This window comes from Brevibacillus sp. DP1.3A, from assembly GCF_013284245.2.
GTDB lineage: Bacteria > Bacillota > Bacilli > Brevibacillales > Brevibacillaceae > Brevibacillus.
In genome coordinates this window covers 6,027,096-6,047,793 of the sequence record NZ_CP085876.1, presented here as the reverse complement: position 1 = coordinate 6,047,793, position 20,698 = coordinate 6,027,096, and the positions used below count along the sequence as shown (strand labels likewise).

Here is a 20,698-nt window from a genome sequence, read left to right as displayed (position 1 = left end):
AATCATTGTCAATATTTGGACAGCTTTCCTTCCTCCGCGAATCATGACAAACCAAATCAACTCTTGTGACATACAGTAAGAGAGGGATATTCCCACAAAGGGAGGGGCCGACTTGAGCGGAGATTTTGTTTCGAACTTGCTCGATAAGCTAAGCCAAAAAACAGGGCGGCAATGGACGCTTAACGATATTATGAAGCTAGCGGAAAAAATGCCGAAGGGCGGAGCCAATGTAGATACGTTGCTCGATGAGCTGGGAAACATGGGATTCGAAGTGCCAGAGGAGACGAAAGAGCGCGTCAGGGATCGTGTAAAGGACGGCGAATCCATCTCTATGGAAGAGTTAGGGAACTTAATGCCCAAAGAAGTAAAGGCGAAGAGCCGCAAGTCGAAGAAGCCGATCAAGCCAATCAGGGCGACTGCCAAAAGCAAATCAGTCTCACTGTCGGGTCGCATCAAAAAGCTATCAGGCAAAGGCAAGAAAAAACGATAACTTCATCAAAGCAAATGCAGGTGTATGCAGTCGCAAGTGCCGAACAGGCATGGGCGGCTGCGTTTGTTTTCCTGACGAAGTTATTGATAATAGCGTACAATTATTTTATAATATGTAAGTATTGTTCGTGTTTTGGTCGATAGTTACTCATGTTTTCACTAAAATTCAGGAGGTTCTATCCGTGAGTGTGAAAAAAGCGTTGATCAGCGTTTCTGACAAGACAGGATTAATTCCGTTTGCCCGTCGATTGGTAGCCGCAGGGGTACAGATCATTTCTACCGGAGGTACGGCTTCTCTCTTAAAAGCAGAGGGAGTTCCCGTCATTGGCATTTCTGAAGTGACTGGATTTCCAGAAATTTTGGATGGTCGCGTCAAAACGTTGCATCCCAATATCCACAGCGGCCTCTTGGCTGTAAGGGACAGTGAAGCACATGTTCAGCAACTAAAGGACCTAGGGATTGAAACCATTGATCTGGTTGTCGTGAACCTTTATCCTTTCAAGGAAACGATAGCGAAGCCAGACGTGACATATGAAGATGCCATTGAGAATATTGATATTGGTGGACCAACGATGCTGCGTTCTGCTGCGAAAAATCACGCGTTCGTCAGTGTAGTGGTCGATGCAGCCGATTATGAAAAAGTAGCAGAAGAAATTGAAGCAAATGGCGATACTACGCTAGAAACCCGTCGCAAGCTGGCTGCAAAAGTTTTCCGTCATACAGCTGCCTATGATGCCTTGATCTCTCGCTATTTGAGTGAGCAGGTGGGCGAACTGTTGCCTGAGAGCTACACGGTGACTTACGAGAAAGCACAGGATTTACGCTATGGAGAAAATCCACATCAACGTGCGGCATTTTACCGGGAGCCGTTATCGGATCAGTTGAGCATCGGGAATGCGAGTCAACTGCAAGGAAAAGAGCTTTCCTATAACAACATCAATGACGCAGATGCAGCGTTGGCGATTGTACGTGAATTCGCTGAACCTGCTGTCGTTGCGATTAAACACTCCAACCCTTGTGGAGTAGGGATCGGCACTGATATTCGCGCTGCTTACCAAAAAGCGTACGAAGCAGACCCTGTCTCTATTTTCGGTGGGATCGTGGCAGCAAACCGCCTGATTGACCGTGACACCGCCCTCGCGATGAAAGAGATTTTCTTGGAAATTATCATCGCACCAGACTTCAGCGAAGAGGCGTTGGCTGTTCTAGCTGAGAAAAAGAACCTGCGTCTCTTGCGTATTCCTGCGCTGAATGAACCAGCCAAAAAAGTGGACAATCTGTTCCGCGTGGCTCCTGTTGCAGGCGGGGCACTCATTCAAGATTTCGACTACAAGCAGCTCGAAGAAAGCGAGATTCAAGTGGTTACAGACCGCAAGCCTTCGGAAGAGGAACTGGCACAGTTGAAATTCGCGTGGAAGGTCGTCAAGCACGTCAAATCGAATGCGATTCTCTTGGCAAAAGATAATATGACTATCGGCGTGGGTGCAGGCCAGATGAACCGCGTTGGCGCAGCGAAAATCGCCATCGAGCAAGCAGGTGCATTAGCAAGTGGCGCGGTAATGGCTTCGGATGCGTTTTTCCCAATGGGAGATACCGTGGAAGCGGCAGCTAAAGCAGGGATTACCGCTATCATTCAGCCAGGCGGCTCCATTCGCGACCAAGAATCCATTGATGCATGTAACCGAGCGGGCATTGCAATGATCTTTACCGGCACTCGTCATTTCAAGCACTAAAAGAGGCTATTCGGGGAGTAACGTTCGCTTTTTTAAACACGTACTAAAGAGTGGATCACCTCTCACACAGGAGGAAATACGATGAAAATATTAGTGATCGGCGGCGGCGGTCGAGAACACACGATTGCCTGGAAGCTGTTGCAGAGCTCTAAAGTGACAAAGGTATACTGTGCGCCAGGAAATGGGGGCACCGCCCAAATTGCACAAAACGTGCCGATTGGCGTCCATGATTTTGCTGCACTGGTTCAATTCGTCAAGGATGAGGGAATCGATCTGACTGTCGTTGGCCCGGAAGATCCTTTGCTGGCGGGGATTGTGGACTTTTTCGAGGAGCGCAATCTGCCGATCTATGGCCCGAACCAAAAAGCGGCCATGATCGAGGGCAGCAAGTCTTTTGCGAAAAGTTTAATGAAACGCTACGAGATTCCGACGTCTGCTTATGAATCGTTCCTGGATTTCGAGTCGGCGAGTGCGTACGTGAGAGAGCAGGGGGCTCCTATCGTTGTCAAAGCGGACGGCTTGGCGGCGGGGAAAGGGGTCGTTGTCGCAGAGACGGTGGAGGAAGCAGAAGAGGCACTCCGTCAGATCATGCAGGAAAGCGTTTTTGGTGAAGCGGGAGCGCGCGTGGTCATTGAGGAGTGCATGTTCGGCGAAGAGCTGTCAATGCTGTCTTTCGTCGATGGAGAGACGGTTAAGCCGATGATTACTTCTCAGGATCATAAGCGAATTTTCAATGATGACCGTGGCCCTAATACAGGCGGCATGGGAACATACGCCCCGGTACCGCAAATGTCTGCTGAGCTGGTGGACGAGATCGTCAAAACGATTGTCCAGCCGATGGCGTCAGGGATGGCCAAGGATGGCATTCCGTTCAAAGGCATTCTCTACACAGGTCTGATGATTACGGAGCAAGGACCAAAAGTCGTGGAGTTCAATGCGCGTTTTGGTGATCCAGAGACACAAGTGCTCTTGCCGTTGCTCGAAACAGATTTGCTGGATATTTTTGTCGGAACGGTCAATGGCGAGCTCGATGCAGTCGATGTGACATGGCAAAAAGGAAGTGCTGTCTGTGTCGTCATGGCAGCGCCGGGTTATCCGGGAGAATATCCAAAGGGTGCGTTGATTCACGGACTGGGTCAGGCAAACGAGGGAGCTACGGTATTTCACGCAGGTACGAAGGAAACCGAGGAAGGCATCGTTACGAGCGGTGGCCGTGTACTTGGCGTCGTGGCAACAGGAGCGGATTTGGCGCAGGCACGTGAGACGGCGTACGCGAAGGTGCAAGGGATTTCGTTTGATGGGGCGCAGTATCGCACGGATATTGCGGCACGAGCGATGAAGTATCAGCAAAAGGGATAAAAAAGAACAAGCTGTTCCTTCTGTAGAAATTTCTACTTGGGGAACAGCTTGTTTTAGTTATTACATACCAACGTTCTCACTCGCAACCGCCGCTTTTTTCGCTTTGGCCGCAGCCAGCTGCGAAAGGAAATAAACAATGAGGAACAGCAGCAAGCACGTTGCCGACCAGCGGTACATGACAGAGTAGCTCGAATGTGTCGCGATGACGCCGAGGAGCACAGAGCCGACCGCGATACCCAGATCGATGGAATTAAAGAACAGTCCGTTCGCCATGCCGCGTTGCTCAGGTGTGACGACCTTCACCATCCACGCCTGGATAGATGGCTGAATCATGCCGTAGCCAAGCCCGTAGAAGGCAGCAGAGACGAGAAGCAGGGACTCTGTCGTTGTCAGGGACAGGAGCAAGAGGCTGACCCCGACGAAAATCGCACCGGGAGGCAGGACGGCAATGTGGCCTTTGCGATCATACAGCTTGCCGGAAAACGGACGAACCAACACCATCGCTAGTGCATTCGTAAGGAAAAACCAGCCGACATTCTCAATGTGGGCTTCTTTTCCGTACAAGGCCAAAAAGCTGAGAATCCCGCCATACGTAATAGACAAACAAAAATTCAATCCAGCCGGAAGCAGCAGTTTTTTATCATAAAAACGTCGAATGCCTGTGACAGTTTGGGCGTTCCCGGACGACACAGGAAGCTGATTGTAGGCGCGGATAAAATGCATCAACGGAAAAATAATGGCAACTAACAACACGAGAACCATGAGCATCGATCCGAATCCAAACCAATTCAACAGGCCAAGTCCAATCAATGGGCCGAGTGCCATTGCCAAGCTGGTCGATAAGCCGAAATACCCCATGCCTTCGCCGATCCGTTTGGTAGGAATCACATTGGAGACAATCGTCGGAAAGGTCGTGCTTCCCATCCCAAAGCCGATGCCGACCAAGATTCGCAACAGAAGAAAGAAAACAAGGCTTCCCGCCCAGTAATAGCCTGCGCTAAAAATCGCGACGAATCCAAGTGCTACGATCGCCAAGAGCTTACTGCTTTTCGTTTTCAATGCTTCCCCGGTAAACACCCTTGCGATCACTGCTGCAAGTGAAAACAAGCTAATGACCAGGCTGACGACAAAATCATTGGCCTGATACGCTTCCTTCACATAGGCAGGAAAGGTAGGGGTCTGCATTTGAACAGTGAGAAACAACAACAAATTGCATACAGTTAACAGGACAAAATCTCTCGTCCACAGTCTCTCTCTACTCTCTCCCAATGCTGTCACTCCTAGTCTGTCGTTTTTCTATTGATGTTCTCGTTAATCTCCAGCAAGATTTCTCGCAAGAAGGCCAGCTTTTCAGGAGAGATCCCTTCCAAAATGTCTGCAACGGCATGAGCCTCTACAGGAATCGCCTGCTCAATCCATTCCCGTCCTTTCGGGGAAAGGGTAATGATGTAGGCGCGGCGGTCTTGTTCGCTCAATGTCTTTTCAATAAAGCCTTTTTTGGCGAGTGTGTCTAAAATACGTGTCATGGAAGGCTGATCCTTGGCCGAGCGCTGGGCCAGCTCTTTTTGATTGATGCCCTCTTCTTCTCGTAGCCGATAAAGGACAGCAAACTGCTCCGTGGTCAAATCAAACTCCTTTAAAAAAAGGGAAACATAATGAATCATTCTCCGGTATGTATTTCCAATGAGAAATCCAACCGGTTCTTTTTGCCAATGATCGATCAGGGACATGACCCTCTTTCGTTCAAAAATACTTGCAATGACAATTATATGCATAACAAGTAATTATGTAAATGGAAAAAACCGCCCGATGACAGGCGGTTGGTTGTTTCTCCTTTACTGACGATATCTTCCTTTTCTTCTCGACGTCCGAAAGAAGTAATATCCCATCACCCCGATGACGCCAATGATCGTGGCAATAACAAAGAAGTTATGGGACATCCATTCATACATCTGGGAGCCGACAAGCATATGCAGTGCCTCCTCTCCTTATGTGTACGTGGGGTAGCGATTGCTGCTGTTGTTATTTTCTTGGGAACGAAAAGAGATGAACTCTCTTGCCGCCTTTTCAAGAAGTTGATCCTCAGGGGTAAGCTCCGTGTTTTGCTGATTGTTGATTGGTTGTTTTTCCTGGTTCGCTGATGATTGTGGGCTTGCAGAATACTGTATGTTTGTCTTGTTGGTGGTTGATGGAGTATTGCTCGCATCATCTTGGTTGTTGCTCGTGTCTTTGATGGGCGCAATATTCATGGAGCGCGTAAACTGATTGACCGCCATCTGCACGCCTTTTTTCTTGAGCTGATCCATCATGCCCTGCATGCCATTCCCTTTTGTCGTATTGATGCCCATCGCAGCGTACATCGGACAAAAGCGCGTAGCTCCTTCTGCTACTTGCATTGCTGAAAAAGCCATGAGCAGCCATGGTGCATTGTATGGGCGACGACTCATTCTTCCGATGCCGTATGCCAAGCCTAAGAGACCGCCAGTCATGCGAATCATCGCGTCAGTTCTACCTACGTTTTTATGCATGAGAGTTGTCCTCCTGTCGCAATTACTTCTATTCGATAGTCTGCGATGAAGGACGACAAGACACCCGTGGGAATTGTTACTACCATCACCAAGCTTGCAGGGGAATGATTTATGGGCGGCGAAGCTGTAGAGAGAAATGAATGATCGTTCATTTGTTAAAAACATCGGCAGACCGACAAGGAGAGAAGAAATGATGCGCGTACGAGCCATATCCGATCATGATTACTTGCACATGATTCGCGTGAGCAGACGTCAGGCACCGGCAAGCCTCTGGATAAAAGGCGCAAGCGTTCTGAATGTGTATACAAAAGAATGGCAAGAGTATCATGTCGTAGTGGCAGGGGAACGTATTGCTTATGTAGGAGAAAAAGAGCCGTTGGTCGATGATCAGACCGTGATCATGGAGGCGGCTGGGCAATATCTCGTGCCGGGTTACATCGAGCCACACGCGCATCCGTTTCAATGGTACAACCCTTACACGTTGGCTGACTTTGCTCTACAAACGGGAACGACTGGAATGATGTCGGATTCGTTAATGCTCATGCATCTGCCTTTTTCGGAAACAGCAGCGATCATGGATTCTCTGGTAGCACATCCGGTAAAGCAATTTTTCTGGGGCAGACTCGATCCGCAGACAGGGAAAGCTCATCCGGCGTTCACCAAGGAAAGCTTGGCGCGAATGCTGGAGCATCCACGCGTGATTCAGGGTGGGGAGTTGACGAATTGGGGCGGTGTTTTACAAGAGGATGAGACGCTGCTTTTTGGTTTGAAACATACGCGGGACTTGGGGAAAAGGATGGAGGGGCATCATCCGGGAGCTTCTTACGAGACCTTGAACATTGCCGCTGCAGCCGGCGTAACAGCTTGTCATGAGGCCATCCATGCAGAAGATTTGCTGTCGCGTATCCGTTTAGGTATGTATGCGACACTGCGCCATTCCTCCATTCGCCCTGATCTGCCGGAGCTGGTGAAAGGGTGGCTTGCGCTGGGGATGCCATGGTCATCACGGATGATGCTGACATCAGATGGAAGTACGCCGCCGATGCATCGTGACGGGTTCATGAATAGTACGATCCGCGTGGCCATCGAAGCGGGGATGCCGCCAGAGGAAGCGTATGTTATGGCGACGCTGAACCCGGCTGTCTATTACGGGCTGGACGCGGAGATCGGAGGAATTGCTCCGGGCCGAATCGCGGATATGCTGTTGTTGACGGCAAAGGATCAACCGACACCATCCATCGTGATTGCAAATGGACAACGGGTGGCAGAAAAGGGAACCCTACTCGTCCCAACCGTTCAGCCACAATGGGATCAAGCTTCGTTACGTTTGACAGATCCGTTGAAAAAGCAGGCACATCCTGATTGGTTCCGCCTGCGGCCAGATGAAGATGGAAAGGCCCCTGTGTTACAGATGCTGAATGCCGTTATCACACGGTTGTCGCTAGAGGATATGCCCGTTGATAAGGATGGTTATGTATCTTTGCAGCACGATTCGCAGTTGGCGCTGATTGCCACCATCGATGCGACTGGCGGCAAACGAACATTAGCAGTGCTTCGTGGCTTCGGTGAGCATCTTGAAGGGCTGGCTAGCACCTATTCCGCGTCTGGCGACTGGATCGTAATCGGACGCAATCCCCAAGCGATGGCGCAAGCATTGGAGCGTATTCGGGAAATAAAAGGCGGGGTCGTCCTGATCGATGAAGGAAAAATTATCTGCGAATGCCCATTGCCTCTTGCTGGAAAATTCACGTCTGCGCCCATGGAGGAAGTGATCAGTATGGGTGAAAATTTGGTAAATCAGCTCCGGTCCAAAGGCCATGTCCATCTCGATCCGATTTATTCGATTTTGTTTTTTACCGCTACTCACTTGCCGTATGCGCGTCTTACAGCAAATGGCATTGTCGACATTAAGAGTGGGCAAATCGTCGTTCCGGCACTCCCTTTACCTTGAGGGGGGTGTTTTTTTGAGTGAAAAACGTCTCGACGTTTTTCATAAAACTCAATATGATCGTTTGTGAATCAATGATATATGTATATAAAATATATTTTACTTCTTGTAAATTATCAGATTTATTTTAAAATAAAATCAACCAAGCCTCATCTATCTTTGATCCCCGAAGAGTTATCGTTTTTGAAAGTCGCAACCTGGCTAGCAAGGTAGATGGACTAGGTAACAAGAACAAAGAATGATAAAAGGGGGATTCATTCTGAATGAAAAAGCGTTCTTATGTCGGGGTTTTATCTGCGGTATTGGCTGCGAGTATGGCATTAACAGGTTGCGCAGGAAACAGTAATTCAAGCGGCGGAAGTAACGCAAGCGGGGGGCAAAGTCAGCCAGCTCCAGGCAACAGCGGTGGCGGAACAACCGAGGGAGGCCTCATCAAGATTGCCACACAATCCCCACTGTCCGGGAGCAATTCCGCTGTAGGAGATGCGATTAAAACAGGCGCTGGTTACGCTCTCGAAAAGCGTAAGGAAGAGTTTAAAGCCCTTGGCTTTGATCTCCAGCTTTTCCCTCAGGATGATCAAGGCGACCCGAAAATCGGGGTATCCAATGCGGAGATGCTTATCTCTGACCCTGATGTGTACGGTGTAGTTGGGCACTATAACACAGGTGTTGCCATTCCATCGTCTGTGAAGTACGAGGAAGGTAAGCTGGTCATGGTATCCCCAGCAAACACAGGGGTGAAGCTCACGGAGGAAGGCAAGAAAACCGTTCATCGAATCTGTGCTCGCGATGACGCGCAAGGACCAAAGGCTGCTCTTTATGCAAAAAATACACTTGGTGTAAAAACGGCCTATATTATCCATGATAAGACAGCATACGGCCAAGGTCTGAGCGATCAAGTGAAGATGCAATTCGAAAAGGACGGGGTCCAAATCCTTGGCTTCGAGGGCATAACCCAGGGCGAAAAGGACTACAGCGCGGTACTTAACCAGGTAACGGTGAAAAACCCGGACATCATCTTTTTCGGCGGCCTTTATCCAGAAGGTGGAATTATGATCAAACAAGCTCGTGAAAAAGGATTTAAGGGTTATTTTATGGGTGGCGACGGCTTGGATTCTTCTGATATGATAAAAATAGCCGGTGATGCTGTCGAAGGTGTAGTCTTTACGTCAGTAGCAGGGGACGTAACGCAAACCGAAGAGGGCAAGAAATGGGCTGAAGAGTACAAAAAAGTCACAAACAAGCCTCTGGAAACTTATTCCGTCTACGGTTTCGACTCCATGAACGTCATCCTCAATGGTGTCTTGGAAGCTACCAAAGCGAACGGAGGCAAAAAACCAACCCGCGAGCAAGTCCTTGATGCAGTCCACAAAACCAAAGATTTTCAGGGTCAATTTACCAAGGTTACCTTTGATGACAAAGGTGACAACACAAATGCAGATGTATTCATTTACAAGTTTGACAAAGACAAATCCATTTTCGTAGGCAAGGCCGAGTAATCACACCACACAACGCTGCACACACTCCCATGCCTCATATCAGGATAGGGGGCTGCACGCCGGTGTTGGCCCCTTTTCCACGAGAAAACAAGTCCAGTCAAAGGAATGAATGCAGAAAATTTGTACAAGTTTACAAGAGAAATGAGGGATGGGAAAGCATGATCAACATTTTGCCTCAGGTGTTGGTTGACGGATTGACACTTGGATTTATGTACGCAGTCGTGGCTTTAGGCTACACAATGGTTTACGGGATTTTGGAAATTATCAACTTTGCCCATGGAGACATTTTCATGGTCGGAGCCTTTATCGGTACAGAGGTATTATTGATCTCTGATGCGCTAGGGGCACTTGAAGGTATGAATCCATTTGTCGCACTTTTCATAACACTCATAATTGCCATGGTATTAACTGGTGCTTTGGGGGTAGGAATTGAGAGGATTGCCTATCGACCATTGCGCGGAGCACCTCGTCTTGTGCCATTGATCTCGGCGATTGGCGTTTCGTTTTTGCTACAAGACCTCGTACGGTTTACAGAAGCACTAGCTCGTAATGAGTTTTATCTGAACAGTCCCGCTCTTTTTACAGGTTCGATTCCATTAGGAAGTATTGCTACGATTCCAACAAAAGGATTGATCGTAATTGTAATTGCGATCGTCATGATGATTGCGTTGACGTTGTTTGTGAATAAAACAAAGTGGGGAATCGCCATGCGCGCCGTTGCACAAGACCAGAGTACGGCTTCGCTGATGACCATAAATGTAAACAAAGTAATCATGCTTACGTTTTTGATTGGATCCAGTCTGGGTGGCGCGACAGGTGTTCTGTTTGCGCAAAACTACGGGACGATCGATCCGTATATCGGTTTTATCCTCGGTCTAAAAGCATTTACAGCTGCCGTACTCGGCGGGATTGGGAACCTGCGTGGCGCGATGATCGGTGGCGTGCTCCTCGGTCTTCTGGAATCCCTGTCTGGTGCCTTTATGGGGCCGTTGACCAACGGAGCCTTTGGTGCAGAATACAAAGATGTGTTTGCGTTCAGTATTTTAATTCTCGTGCTTCTCTTCAAGCCGGAAGGATTGTTTGGCGAAGCTGTAAAAGAGAAAGTGTAGGTGAAATAAATGGCAAATCTCGCTTGGAAATCATTCAAAGGCATTCCGCTCGTATTCACGTTGATCTGGATTGTAGCTTTTTCTGCCGCGTTGTACCTCATGGATAAATCGGTCATCGCGTTTCTCGGCATTCTTTCTTCTATTGTGCTTGTCTATTACACCAATGCTTCCAAAACGATCAAAATGGTGATTGGTGCTGTGGTTCTCCTTCTGATCATTCCGTTGGTAGCGGGTGAAAACCGATACTACATGGAAGTAGCTTCACAGGTAGGAATCTACGTAGCGATGGCTTTGGGCTTGAATATCGTAGTAGGCTTTGCTGGTCTGCTTGACTTGGGTTACGTCGCATTTTTTGCAGCCGGGGCGTATGCGTACGCGATTTTCTCGACCTCGCAAGCGAATGAGTTTATTGCAGGGAATCTCTTCCCGCTCTCCGGTGAGTGGTTTTGGCCATTTCTCATTGTCGGCTTGATTGTGGCCGCTGTTTTCGGAATATTGCTAGGATTGCCAGTTCTCAGAGTAAAAGGGGATTACCTCGCGATCGTGACCTTGGGCTTCGGTGAAATCATTCGCATTGTCTTCAACAACCTGGACAAGCCCATCAACATCACCAACGGTCCGCAGGGAATCACGCCGATTCCGTCTCCAGAGCTGTTTGGGATCAAAATGGGGACGCCGTTTTACTTTTACTTCATCGTCTTGTTTGTAATTGCCTTTATCGTTTTGGCGAATATACGCTTTGAGCATTCGCGTTTGGGACGTGCATGGATTGCAGTACGTGAGGATGAGCTGGCTGCCCAGTCCATGGGGATTTCCCTGTTGAATACCAAGCTTGCTGCATTTGCATTGGGTGCTTCCTTCGCTGGTGTCGTGGGTGTTATCTTTGCGGCCAAGCAGACGTTTATCGATCCGACCTCCTTTACACTGATGGAATCGATCGGGATCTTGGTCATGGTTATTCTGGGTGGTAGTGGCAGCATTCCAGGCGTTGTGCTTGGTGCCGCTTTTGTCACGATCTTGCAGGTACAGCTGTTAAAAGAATTCTCCAACTTCCTGCACGGTTTACAAAATTCGGGGCTCATCAGTTTACCCAACCAGCTGGACCCATCCAAGTTCCAGCGACTCATTTTCGGTATCATGCTCATTCTCGTAGCCTTGTATCGCCCTAACGGATTGATTCCAGCCAAACGGAAGAAAAACGATCTCGATTCGATCAAAAATAGCGAGTTTGGCAAAGAAAAGCTGGGGATTCTCGGCAGACTGTCGCAATTGACTTCTGGAAAACAGTCATAGCGGACGAGGAGGGAAATGAGCATGGCATTGTTAGAGGCAAAAAATTTAACGAAGCGCTTTGGTGGCTTGGTAGCCAATCAAGACGTCTCGATTGACATCGAAAAAGGAAGCATTACGGCGGTCATCGGTCCGAATGGAGCCGGAAAAACGACTTTTTTCAATATGATTACCGGATTTTACGAGCCAGACGAGGGAGAAATCCTGCTGAATGGCAAAAGTATCAAGAAGCTTCGTCCTGATCAGATCGCGAGTCGCGGTATCACCCGCACCTTTCAAAACATTCGTCTATTCAAAGAAATGACGGCATTGGAAAATGTCATGGTGGGTGTGCATAGCCGCTTATCGGCTGGAATTCTCGGAATCTTGTTCAACTCCAAACGTGTACGCCAGGAGGAAGAGCGGACGCGCGTCGAGGCTTATCAGCTCATGGAGTATGTCGGGATCGCGCATATTGCCAATGAAGCAGCAGGGAGTCTGCCTTACGGGTTGCAACGACGATTGGAAATAGCCCGGGCGATGGCGACCAATCCGCAAATTATTTTGCTCGACGAACCAGCGGCAGGGATGAACCCTCGTGAGACGGTTGAGATGACGGATTTTATTCGTCGGCTGAAAAAAGAGCTCGATTTGACGATTATTTTGATCGAGCATGATATGAAGCTGGTCATGGGACTTAGCGAATACATTCACGTGCTGGATTACGGGAGAAAAATTGCAGAAGGAACACCCGAACAAATCCGCAACAACCCTAACGTCATTGAGGCCTATCTCGGAAAAAGTGCGTCGGACGTGTCGTAGAAGGAGGAAAATCGATGGCATTGCTAGAGCTGACTAACGTTCATACGTATTATGGCGGCATCCACGCATTAAAAGGATTGAGCATAACGGTAAACGAAGGCGAAGTGGTGACGCTGATCGGTTCCAACGGGGCAGGTAAATCGACCACGTTGAAAACGATTTGTGCGCAGACCCGTGCCAAAGAAGGAAAAGTCATCTTTAATGGCAAAGACATTACGCAGATGCGTACACATGATATTGCCTTAGCAGGAATCGCCCACGTTCCGGAAGGTCGCCGCATTTTTCCAAAGCTGACCGTACGCGAGAATTTGGAGATGGGTGCCTTCAGTGTATCCGATAAAAAGGTGATTGAAGAAGGAATCGAGCGTGCCTTTGCTTACTTTCCGCGACTGAAGGAACGGGCTAGTCAAAAAGGTGGCACGATGTCCGGGGGCGAGCAGCAAATGCTGGCGATTGCTCGTGGACTGATGATGAAGCCAAAAATTCTCATGCTCGATGAACCGTCGATGGGATTGGCGCCGATTCTGGTGGAGCAGATTTTTGACATCGTTACGGAGTTGAACAAGGAAGGCATGACGATTCTCTTGGTCGAGCAAAATGCGAATCAGGCGCTGTCTGTCGCGCATCGCGGTTATGTGATTCAGACAGGTGAAATTATTTTGCAAGATGACGCCCAGACATTATTGATGAATCCGCAGGTAAGAGAGGCGTATTTGGCGTAATATTGGTGTAATAGAAACGTGAGTACCGATGGGGATTTTGTCTCCGTCGGTTTTTCATTTGGTCAGCGAGGAGGATGAAGCGTGCTAGATATTAGTCCCCGCTTCGTAGAAGGGAGCGAGCCTCTCTATCAACAGCTTTATCGCTATTTTTGTACAGAAATCCAAGGGAGGCGCTTGATCTCCGGGACGCGTCTGCCTTCTGTTCGGGCGTTGAGCGGGTTTTTGCAAGTGAGCAAAACGACTGTCGAGAGCGCCTATCACCAGCTCATGGCAGAAGGCTACATCGAGAGTCGGGAGCGCAGCGGATTTTATGTGGTCGATGTGGACTGGGATGGGCCAGTGCCTGTACCCGCAGGGAAAGGGCAGCAACCAATTAAACCGGCTCACGTCCAAACGCCTCCACTTACGCCCTCACCAGTCCCGGTCCAATATGATTTTTACCAAGCGCGCGTAGATGCCGAGCACTTTCCTTTTGACCGTTGGCGTAAGTACACCAACCAATGCATGCAGGAAGAAAACAAGCATGTGCTCTACTACGGCGACCGACAAGGCGAGCCGCAGCTGCGGGAGGAGCTCGCACGCTATCTCGGACGAGCTCGAGGTGTACAAGCTACGCCAGAGCAAATTGTGATCGGTGCGGGAACGCAAGTGATAATCAGCTTATTGGGGTTCTTATTCGGAATACGGGGACAGGCTGTTGCGATGGAAGAGCCGGGTTATCACGGTGTTCGTGCCGTGTTTTCCCATTTGGGCTATGATATGCGACCGATCAAACTGGCGGAGGATGGGATTGATGTGGAAGCGCTCAGTGAAAGTGGAGCGCAGCTAGTTTATATCACACCATCTCATCAGGACCCTTCTGGAATTGTCATGCCATATGCCAAACGGCTAAAGCTGCTACACTGGGCGAATCAGACGGGGAGCTACATCATGGAGGATGACTACGATGGTGAGTTTCGCTATCATGGCAAGCCGATTCCTTCCCTTCAAGGGCTGGATACGCAGGGACGCGTCATTTATTTGGGGACGTTCTCCAAGGCTTTGCTGCCGTCGATTCGGATGAGCTATATGGTTTTGCCCCAAGCATTATTGGCGGTGTATCAGGAGAAATTGGTGGATTTTGATCAGTCGGCATCCCGTATTCATCAGGAGACGCTGGCCTTGTTCATGAAAAATGGCGATTGGGAGCGGCATATTCGCAAGATGCGGACGCTTTACCGCAAAAAGCATGGGGCGCTGCTTCAGTGCTTGCAGGAACACTTTGGGGCGTACATCCGGATCAAGGGTCAGGATGCCGGGCTGTCTGTGACGGTAGAAGTGAAAAGTGGGAGCACTCCGCAACAGTTGACGCAAATTGCGGCTGCATCAGGCGTTCGTGTCTATCCAATTGCACATAAATGGGTTCATCCACAGGAAAATGGACTTCCGGCTTTTCAGTTCGGCTTCGGAGGGCAGACCATCGAGGAGATTGAGGGGGGAATTCGTCTGTTGAAACGTGCATGGGAGCCTTATTTGCAAGTGGAATGGGAAAATAAAAACCCAATCCAAGGGATCGGGTGAAGGAAAGCTGCGTTTAGGGGACGTACTGTTCTGTAACTTTTGTGATGATTCCATTCGTTACTTCAATGTGGAATGGTATCTGATAAGGAATCCCCTTGGCTAGCACAAACTTTTTAAAAGTATCGGTGTTTACTGATTCATTCCAATGGAAATTCCCATCTTTTTGTGTAGAGTTGGTTTGAAGAGTAAACGAAGCCTTCGGAGAAATTTCAAACGTTCTAATTTTAGGACTGCTATTACGAATGTAATAGGGCATTGGATAGTCCTCTTTTTCTAATGGGTGATCTTGACGATAAGCTTTTACTGCTGCCTCACCGAAAAACCATTGAACATAGTCAAGCGAGACGAATAGTTTTCCATTTTTCACTTGTAACGTTTTCACATATGCCATTGATTTTTCAATGGTATTTCCTAGTTTATCCTTGCTACTTGTTGGAACAATTACTTGGGAAGGAACAGGCGCAACCGTTCCTTGCTGTGAAGCTGCATGAGCGTCAGTAACAAACAAAGCACAGAATAACAAAGAAGAAAGCAGCAAATATGTTTTTCTCATAGGGTGTCATTTCCTTTCTATTTGCGCGTAATACTTTTCACAATTAGTAGGACGAAAAACTAATAAGACCGTTTCTCCTCAAGATGAAAAATTTAACATCATTTTTTGAGTGAAGAGCAGGTGAACGGATTGAGCAAAGGATTTGATCTTATGTCAGACGGTGAGTCAACATAAAGAGAAACCTCCTGGCATCAGAGCAGACTGATGAACAGGAGGTTTTTTCATGGCAACTCAAGCTAGCTTCAAGACATTCGATACCCTAACTGAGATGACATCGCACGTACCGTCGCTAGCGTTTCTTGCAAAATCTCTTCTTGTTTCGGCATCACGCGGTCGGAGGGACCGATGACACTGACGGATGCAGTTACGTGTCCAGTCGAATCAAAAATCGGGGCAGCGATTCCGGTCACGCCTGTATTGCGTCGATTCGAGCTGATTTCATAGCCCCGCTCGCGGATGGTCGCCAAGTCCTCTTTGATTTGCTCGACCGACGTGTACGAATGAGGCGTGTAGCTTTTCAGCGGATGTTCTTGCAATATCTCATCTTGAAACTCCTCCGGCTGATAGGCGAGCAAAACCCTGGCGGCGGAGGTAGAGTAAAGAGGAAAACGCCGGAAGGACTCTACGGTAAAGCGAACAGGATGAAGCGAATCCTCTTTGGCTACATAAATCGCGTCCTTGGAATCTTGTACACATAAGACCGCTAATTCGTTTGTCCGTGAGACAAGCTGGTCTAGAAACGGTTTGGAAAAATCAACGATATCGTGATTCGTGAGCACCTTAGTGCCCAGCTCCAAAAGCGAGTAGCCAAGCGTATACTGCTTGGTTTTTTCATTTTGGCGGATAAATCCTTCAGACTCTAGCGTGGACAGGAGCTTGTGAACAGCTCCCTTGGACAGCTGGAGCTTTTTGCTGAGCTCCGTTACCCCGAGTTCCTTTGGCGAATCGAGAAATATTTTTAACAGCCGACAGCCATTTCGAACAGAAGACAATACTTGGTCCATACAAACGTCTCCTTTAACGTACAGTAGCCCCTCTAAAAGAAGAGTCTCGATTGAAGTAATTTTACCATTAGAAAGAATGCTGACAAGCCTGTAATTGGGGCAATGATGCTTCTAGTACGACTACCTTGAATAGTCAGTATCTTTATGCTAGTATAACATTATCGTTCTCGAATAGGAAACACTGTTCTCTATTTGTGAACAAAACAGACAATCGGGGGTCGAACTTACATGAAGAAAAAGGCATTATCCGTCTTGTCCATTTTCGCTTTGACTGGTTCCTTGCTGGCTGGATGTGGCTCCTCCACGCCGCAAACATCTGCTCCTGCACCAGCTGCTGGCAACAATAGCGGCACCGAAGCACAAGCTCTGCTGGAAGACACTCTGGTAGTAGCAGGAAACGGCGCGACCGTTGAAAAGATGATGAAGGATGAAGTCTTCAAGAAGTTTAACGAGAAGTATCCGAATGTAAAGCTGACCTATGTTTCCGGGGTTTCTACGGACATCGTAGCGAAGGTTAAGGCACAGAAAAATGCTCCGCAAATCGACTTGACCATCATTGAGGGCGGCGAGCAAGAGAAAGGTCGTCAAGAAGGCCTATGGGAAGCCGTATCCGCAACAGATATTCCGAACATGAAAAACGTACCGGAAGATTTGCGTGTGACGGAGGATAGCGGTGTAGTCGTAAACTTCACGCCGATGGGGATTTCCTACAATGCGGACCTGGTAAAAGAAAAAGGCTTGCCTGTACCGAAGTCCTGGAATGACCTAGCTAAGCCTGAAGTGAAAGGCTACATCACGATGACAGACGTAGCGAGCAACTTCGGACGCTCTGCGATGATCATGCTGGCGTACGCAAATGGCGGGTCCGAGAAAAATATGGAACAGGGCTTTAAACAAATGGAAACGATTGCAGGATACATGCCGACCTTTGCGAAGAGTGCAGCACAGCTTCAGCAAAATCTGCAAAACAAGAGCGCAGCGTACACCACTTGGACAATGGCGCGTAGCTTGACACAAAAAGAAGCAGGCGTACCATTGGAGTTCATTTTCCCTGAAGAGGGCGGAAACATCGTACCGAACGTAGCTACGCTGGTAAAAGGTTCGAAGAGTCCAAAAGCGGCAAAAGCATTCGTCGATTTCCTTTTGACAGATGAAATTCAAACGATGTACGCAACGAAGCTGTACTACAATCCGGCAACATCTGTGAAGCTACCAGACGATGTAGCGAAAACATTGGAATTCGATCGTACAAAGGTTGTTAACTTCGACTATAGCGTAGTGAGCAAGGAAACATCTGCTTGGCTGGATCGCTTTAACAAAGAAATCGCACCTAAAACAGGAAAGTAGGTATTCACGTGACCAAGGTGATTGACGTTGAACTGCGCGGCATCATGAAAAAATTTCAAAGCAATGTCGTTGTTCAAAACTTCAACCTGCAGGTGGAGCAAGGCGAATTCATCTCGTTCCTCGGCCCATCTGGTTGCGGTAAGACCACGACCTTGAATATGATTGCCGGTTTTTTGGACCCGGATGGCGGAGACCTCTTGATCAAGGGACAGCGAATGAATGGCGTGCCTCCGTACAAACGGGAGCTGGGAATGGTGTTTCAGACGTACTCGCTGTTCCCGCATATGACTGTGGCGGAAAACATCGCCTACGGATTGAAATTACGCAAAGTGAACAAGCAAGAAATGCAAGAGCGTGTGAATCGTGTACTTGGGCTGGTCAAGCTGCCAAACGTAGCAGACCGCTACCCAAATCAGCTATCTGGCGGACAACGTCAGCGGATTGCGATTGCACGGGCGCTTGTTATTGAGCCGTCGCTCCTGCTTTTGGATGAGCCGCTCAGTAACTTGGATGCCAAACTTCGTGAAGAGCTACGTGATGAGTTAAAGCGCTTACATCACGAAATCGGCGTTACGACTATTTTCGTTACACATGACCAAGAAGAGGCGCTAGCGCTCTCTGATCGCATCGTGGTCATGAATCACGGATTCGTGGAGCAAATCGGTACACCACTGGAGATTTACAATCAGCCCGCATCTGAATTCGTACATACCTTCATCGGTAAGACGAACCGCTTGGAAGGGGAAGTCATCGGAATTGACGGGGATGTACTCACGCTGCGTACGACTGGTGGAATGCTCGTGAAGGCGGCAAAGCAGCAGCGAACAGTGGCACTCCATGAAAAAGTGATCATTTTTATCCGACCAGAGAAAATCAAGCTGACCGATACAGCAGTCAGTGAGGAAGCGAATCGGGTAAAAGGACATTTGCAGCTTGCCTCCTTCCTGGGCTCGTACACAGAATGTGAGGTCAAGGTCGGGGAGCATACGCTTTCAGTAAAAGTCCAAATGACCGATAGTTCGGTGGACCGCCAAGAAGGTCAAACGGTTTACTGTCAATGGAACGCGGACGACGTACTGGTCATGCCCGCAGGAAGGGGATGACGGATGAGTAAGCGTCTCTCGGTTACATTGTTGACAGCACCTGCGATGATTTTGCTGCTTGGAGTATTCATCATCCCGATGCTGATGATGCTTTTGCTTAGCTTCCAGGATGAGAATCAGGCGTTCTCTTTACACAATTATTTATTGTTTGTACAAGATCCGTACTACTTGGAGATTCTGTGGCGGACGATTCGTGTGAGTCTCTGGACGGTACTGGCGAGTCTCTTGCTCGGATTTCCTGTAGCGATGTACATGGCGCAGGCTACAGGGAAAATGCGTGGAATCGTCACGATGCTAATCCTGGCCCCTCACCTCATCAGTGTTGTGATTCGCAACTTCGGTTGGGTAGTGGTTTTGGGTGAAAAAGGGTGGATCAATGAAACGTTGATCAGTCTGGGGTTGATCGATCAACCATTGCGGTTGTTGTACAACGAGCTGGGGATTGTGATCGGTCTGACGGATTCCTTTATTGCCTACATGGTTCTAGCGATTGCAACCAGCTTGTATGCCATCGATCCGTCCCTGAATAAGGCGGCGTCGATTTTGGGGGCTTCCCGCGCACGTACGTTTTTCAGTGTGACTTTGCCCTTGTGCTTGCCGGGGATTATTGCCGGCACGACACTGGTGTTCAGCTTGTCGATGAGCGCTTTTGTAACACCTGCCTTAATGGGGGGAACGTCCGTGAAAGTTATGCCTGTCATCGCTTATGAGCAAATCATGGCGACACTGAACTGGCCTTTGGGTGCGGCACTTGCCTTCCTGCTTCTGGGCAGCACGATCCTATTGGTGACTTTGTATACGAAGCTGATTGAAACCAAGCGGTATAAAGAGGTGTTTGCGTCATGAAAAAAATAAACGTACTCGGACTCATCACGTTCTTTGTGCTTGTTTTGGTCAATCTGCCGTTTCTGGTCATTATCCCGAGCTCCTTTACCGCAGCAGGATATCTCGGATTTCCACCGGAAGGGTTTTCGTGGCAGTGGTATGAAATGATTTTGGATCGACCGGAGTTCATCGATTCGCTGTGGTTTAGTCTTAAGCTAGCTACGGTAACGGCCATTTTGGCGACTCTCATAGGGACATTGGCTGCATTCGCGCTGTCCAAATACAAGTTTCGTGGGAGCGGTATCATCAACGCACTGATGCTTTCGCCGCTTACCGTTCCTTCGCTTATTATCGGGATTTCCGCGCTGCTGTTTTTCACGCGAATTGGTATCGCAGGGACGTTTACGGGGCTTTTGCTGGCGCACATGCTAATCTCGATTCCGTATGTCGTAAGGCTGGTGCTCACAGGGCTTAGCTCGTTCGATTATACGTTGGAAAAAGCGGGATACATGCTGGGGGCCCATCCGTTTCGGGTGTTCTGGGATATTACGTTGCCACTGTTGCGTCCGGCCATCGTGTCGGGGATGATCTTTTCGTTCTTGACGTCGTTTGACAATGTGACGGTTTCCTTATTCTTGGTGGCACCGGATACGACGACGCTGCCACTCGCGATTTTCACCTATATGCAGGAAACACTTGACCCGTTGGTGGCTTCGATTTCCTCGGTGGTCATCCTGCTGAGTCTGGTGTTCATCGTCTTGTTGGAAAAAGTGTACGGACTAGAGCGCCTATTCGGACTCAATTCACAATCTCACTAAGGAAGAGGCA

The 20,698-nt window shown here is 48.7% G+C and carries 20 protein-coding genes; 14 read left to right on the top strand and 6 right to left on the bottom strand.

The window, feature by feature from the left end; translation table 11 throughout:
• The first annotated feature begins 112 nt into the window (after positions 1-112).
• From HP399_RS27885 to purD, 3 genes are all read left to right on the top strand, one after another.
• Positions 113-490: a hypothetical protein gene (locus HP399_RS27885; RefSeq protein WP_173618363.1), complete on the top strand. Its 378-nt coding sequence runs from the start codon at positions 113-115 to the stop codon at positions 488-490.
• Between the two features lie 181 nt (positions 491-671).
• Complete coding sequence (purH, locus tag HP399_RS27880; RefSeq protein WP_173618362.1) at positions 672-2,222, top strand: bifunctional phosphoribosylaminoimidazolecarboxamide formyltransferase/IMP cyclohydrolase; 1,551 nt, start codon at positions 672-674, stop codon at positions 2,220-2,222.
• 81 nt (positions 2,223-2,303) lie between these two features.
• Complete coding sequence (gene purD / locus HP399_RS27875; RefSeq protein WP_173618361.1) at positions 2,304-3,581, top strand: phosphoribosylamine--glycine ligase; 1,278 nt, start codon at positions 2,304-2,306, stop codon at positions 3,579-3,581.
• Between the two features lie 60 nt (positions 3,582-3,641).
• Here the strand turns inward: purD and HP399_RS27870 are convergent, their stop codons facing one another.
• The 4 genes from HP399_RS27870 to HP399_RS27860 all read right to left on the bottom strand — a co-directional run bounded on the left by HP399_RS27870 (position 3,642) and on the right by HP399_RS27860 (position 6,109).
• Positions 3,642-4,850: an MFS transporter gene (locus HP399_RS27870; RefSeq protein ID WP_173618360.1), complete on the bottom strand. Its 1,209-nt coding sequence runs from the start codon at positions 4,848-4,850 to the stop codon at positions 3,642-3,644.
• 11 nt (positions 4,851-4,861) lie between these two features.
• Complete coding sequence (locus HP399_RS27865; RefSeq protein ID WP_017249722.1) at positions 4,862-5,245, bottom strand: MarR family winged helix-turn-helix transcriptional regulator; 384 nt, start codon at positions 5,243-5,245, stop codon at positions 4,862-4,864.
• A gap of 171 nt (positions 5,246-5,416) precedes the next feature.
• A complete protein-coding gene (locus HP399_RS31050) occupies positions 5,417-5,551 on the bottom strand; it encodes an EYxxD motif small membrane protein (protein ID WP_007717348.1) in 135 nt (44 codons plus the stop codon).
• Positions 5,552-5,569: 18 nt separating this feature from the next.
• Positions 5,570-6,109, bottom strand: a complete 540-nt coding sequence (locus tag HP399_RS27860) for a YgaP family membrane protein (RefSeq protein WP_173618359.1) — start codon at positions 6,107-6,109, stop codon at positions 5,570-5,572.
• Between the two features lie 193 nt (positions 6,110-6,302).
• On the opposite strand from HP399_RS27860, the gene HP399_RS27855 reads away from it, so the two are divergent.
• The 7 genes from HP399_RS27855 (at position 6,303) to HP399_RS27825 (ending at position 15,038) form a co-directional block, all read left to right on the top strand.
• Positions 6,303-8,060 carry an adenine deaminase C-terminal domain-containing protein gene (locus tag HP399_RS27855; RefSeq protein WP_173618443.1) on the top strand — a complete coding sequence of 586 codons (1,758 nt, stop codon included), beginning with the start codon at positions 6,303-6,305 and terminating at the stop codon, positions 8,058-8,060.
• A gap of 260 nt (positions 8,061-8,320) precedes the next feature.
• Positions 8,321-9,556: a branched-chain amino acid ABC transporter substrate-binding protein gene (locus HP399_RS27850; protein ID WP_173618358.1), complete on the top strand. Its 1,236-nt coding sequence runs from the start codon at positions 8,321-8,323 to the stop codon at positions 9,554-9,556.
• Positions 9,557-9,618: 62 nt separating this feature from the next.
• Entirely contained in the window at positions 9,619-10,665 is a 1,047-nt protein-coding gene (locus HP399_RS27845) for a branched-chain amino acid ABC transporter permease (RefSeq protein WP_173618357.1), read from the top strand.
• Positions 10,666-10,674: 9 nt separating this feature from the next.
• Positions 10,675-11,958 carry a branched-chain amino acid ABC transporter permease gene (locus HP399_RS27840; RefSeq protein ID WP_173618356.1) on the top strand — a complete coding sequence of 428 codons (1,284 nt, stop codon included), beginning with the start codon at positions 10,675-10,677 and terminating at the stop codon, positions 11,956-11,958.
• 21 nt (positions 11,959-11,979) lie between these two features.
• Positions 11,980-12,756, top strand: coding sequence for an ABC transporter ATP-binding protein (locus HP399_RS27835; RefSeq protein WP_007717354.1), 777 nt, complete (start codon positions 11,980-11,982; stop codon positions 12,754-12,756).
• Positions 12,757-12,770: 14 nt separating this feature from the next.
• Entirely contained in the window at positions 12,771-13,478 is a 708-nt protein-coding gene (locus HP399_RS27830) for an ABC transporter ATP-binding protein (protein WP_173618355.1), read from the top strand.
• Positions 13,479-13,559: 81 nt separating this feature from the next.
• Positions 13,560-15,038: a MocR-like pyridoxine biosynthesis transcription factor PdxR gene (locus HP399_RS27825; RefSeq protein ID WP_173618354.1), complete on the top strand. Its 1,479-nt coding sequence runs from the start codon at positions 13,560-13,562 to the stop codon at positions 15,036-15,038.
• Between the two features lie 13 nt (positions 15,039-15,051).
• Here the strand turns inward: HP399_RS27825 and HP399_RS27820 are convergent, their stop codons facing one another.
• Together HP399_RS27820 and HP399_RS27815 are read right to left on the bottom strand one after the other, a co-directional pair.
• Positions 15,052-15,591 carry a hypothetical protein gene (locus HP399_RS27820; RefSeq protein ID WP_173618353.1) on the bottom strand — a complete coding sequence of 180 codons (540 nt, stop codon included), beginning with the start codon at positions 15,589-15,591 and terminating at the stop codon, positions 15,052-15,054.
• A 242-nt stretch (positions 15,592-15,833) separates the two neighbouring features.
• Positions 15,834-16,595, bottom strand: a complete 762-nt coding sequence (locus HP399_RS27815) for an IclR family transcriptional regulator (protein ID WP_173618352.1) — start codon at positions 16,593-16,595, stop codon at positions 15,834-15,836.
• Positions 16,596-16,823: 228 nt separating this feature from the next.
• Here HP399_RS27815 and HP399_RS27810 point away from each other — a divergent pair, with 228 nt between their 5' ends.
• The 4 genes from HP399_RS27810 to HP399_RS27795 are packed head-to-tail and all read left to right on the top strand — an operon-like array spanning position 16,824 to position 20,688.
• Positions 16,824-17,942 (top strand): ABC transporter substrate-binding protein, encoded by a 1,119-nt coding sequence (locus tag HP399_RS27810; RefSeq protein WP_173618351.1) that lies wholly within the window; start codon positions 16,824-16,826, stop codon positions 17,940-17,942.
• Positions 17,943-17,950: 8 nt separating this feature from the next.
• A complete protein-coding gene (locus tag HP399_RS27805) occupies positions 17,951-19,045 on the top strand; it encodes an ABC transporter ATP-binding protein (protein ID WP_173618350.1) in 1,095 nt (364 codons plus the stop codon).
• Positions 19,046-19,048: 3 nt separating this feature from the next.
• On the top strand, positions 19,049-19,891 hold the full coding sequence (locus tag HP399_RS27800) for an ABC transporter permease (RefSeq protein ID WP_173618349.1): 843 nt from the start codon (positions 19,049-19,051) through the stop codon (positions 19,889-19,891).
• Positions 19,888-20,688, top strand: a complete 801-nt coding sequence (locus HP399_RS27795) for an ABC transporter permease (RefSeq protein ID WP_048031089.1) — start codon at positions 19,888-19,890, stop codon at positions 20,686-20,688. Before HP399_RS27800 ends, HP399_RS27795 begins: the two co-directional genes overlap by 4 nt.
• Positions 20,689-20,698: the final 10 nt, after the last annotated feature.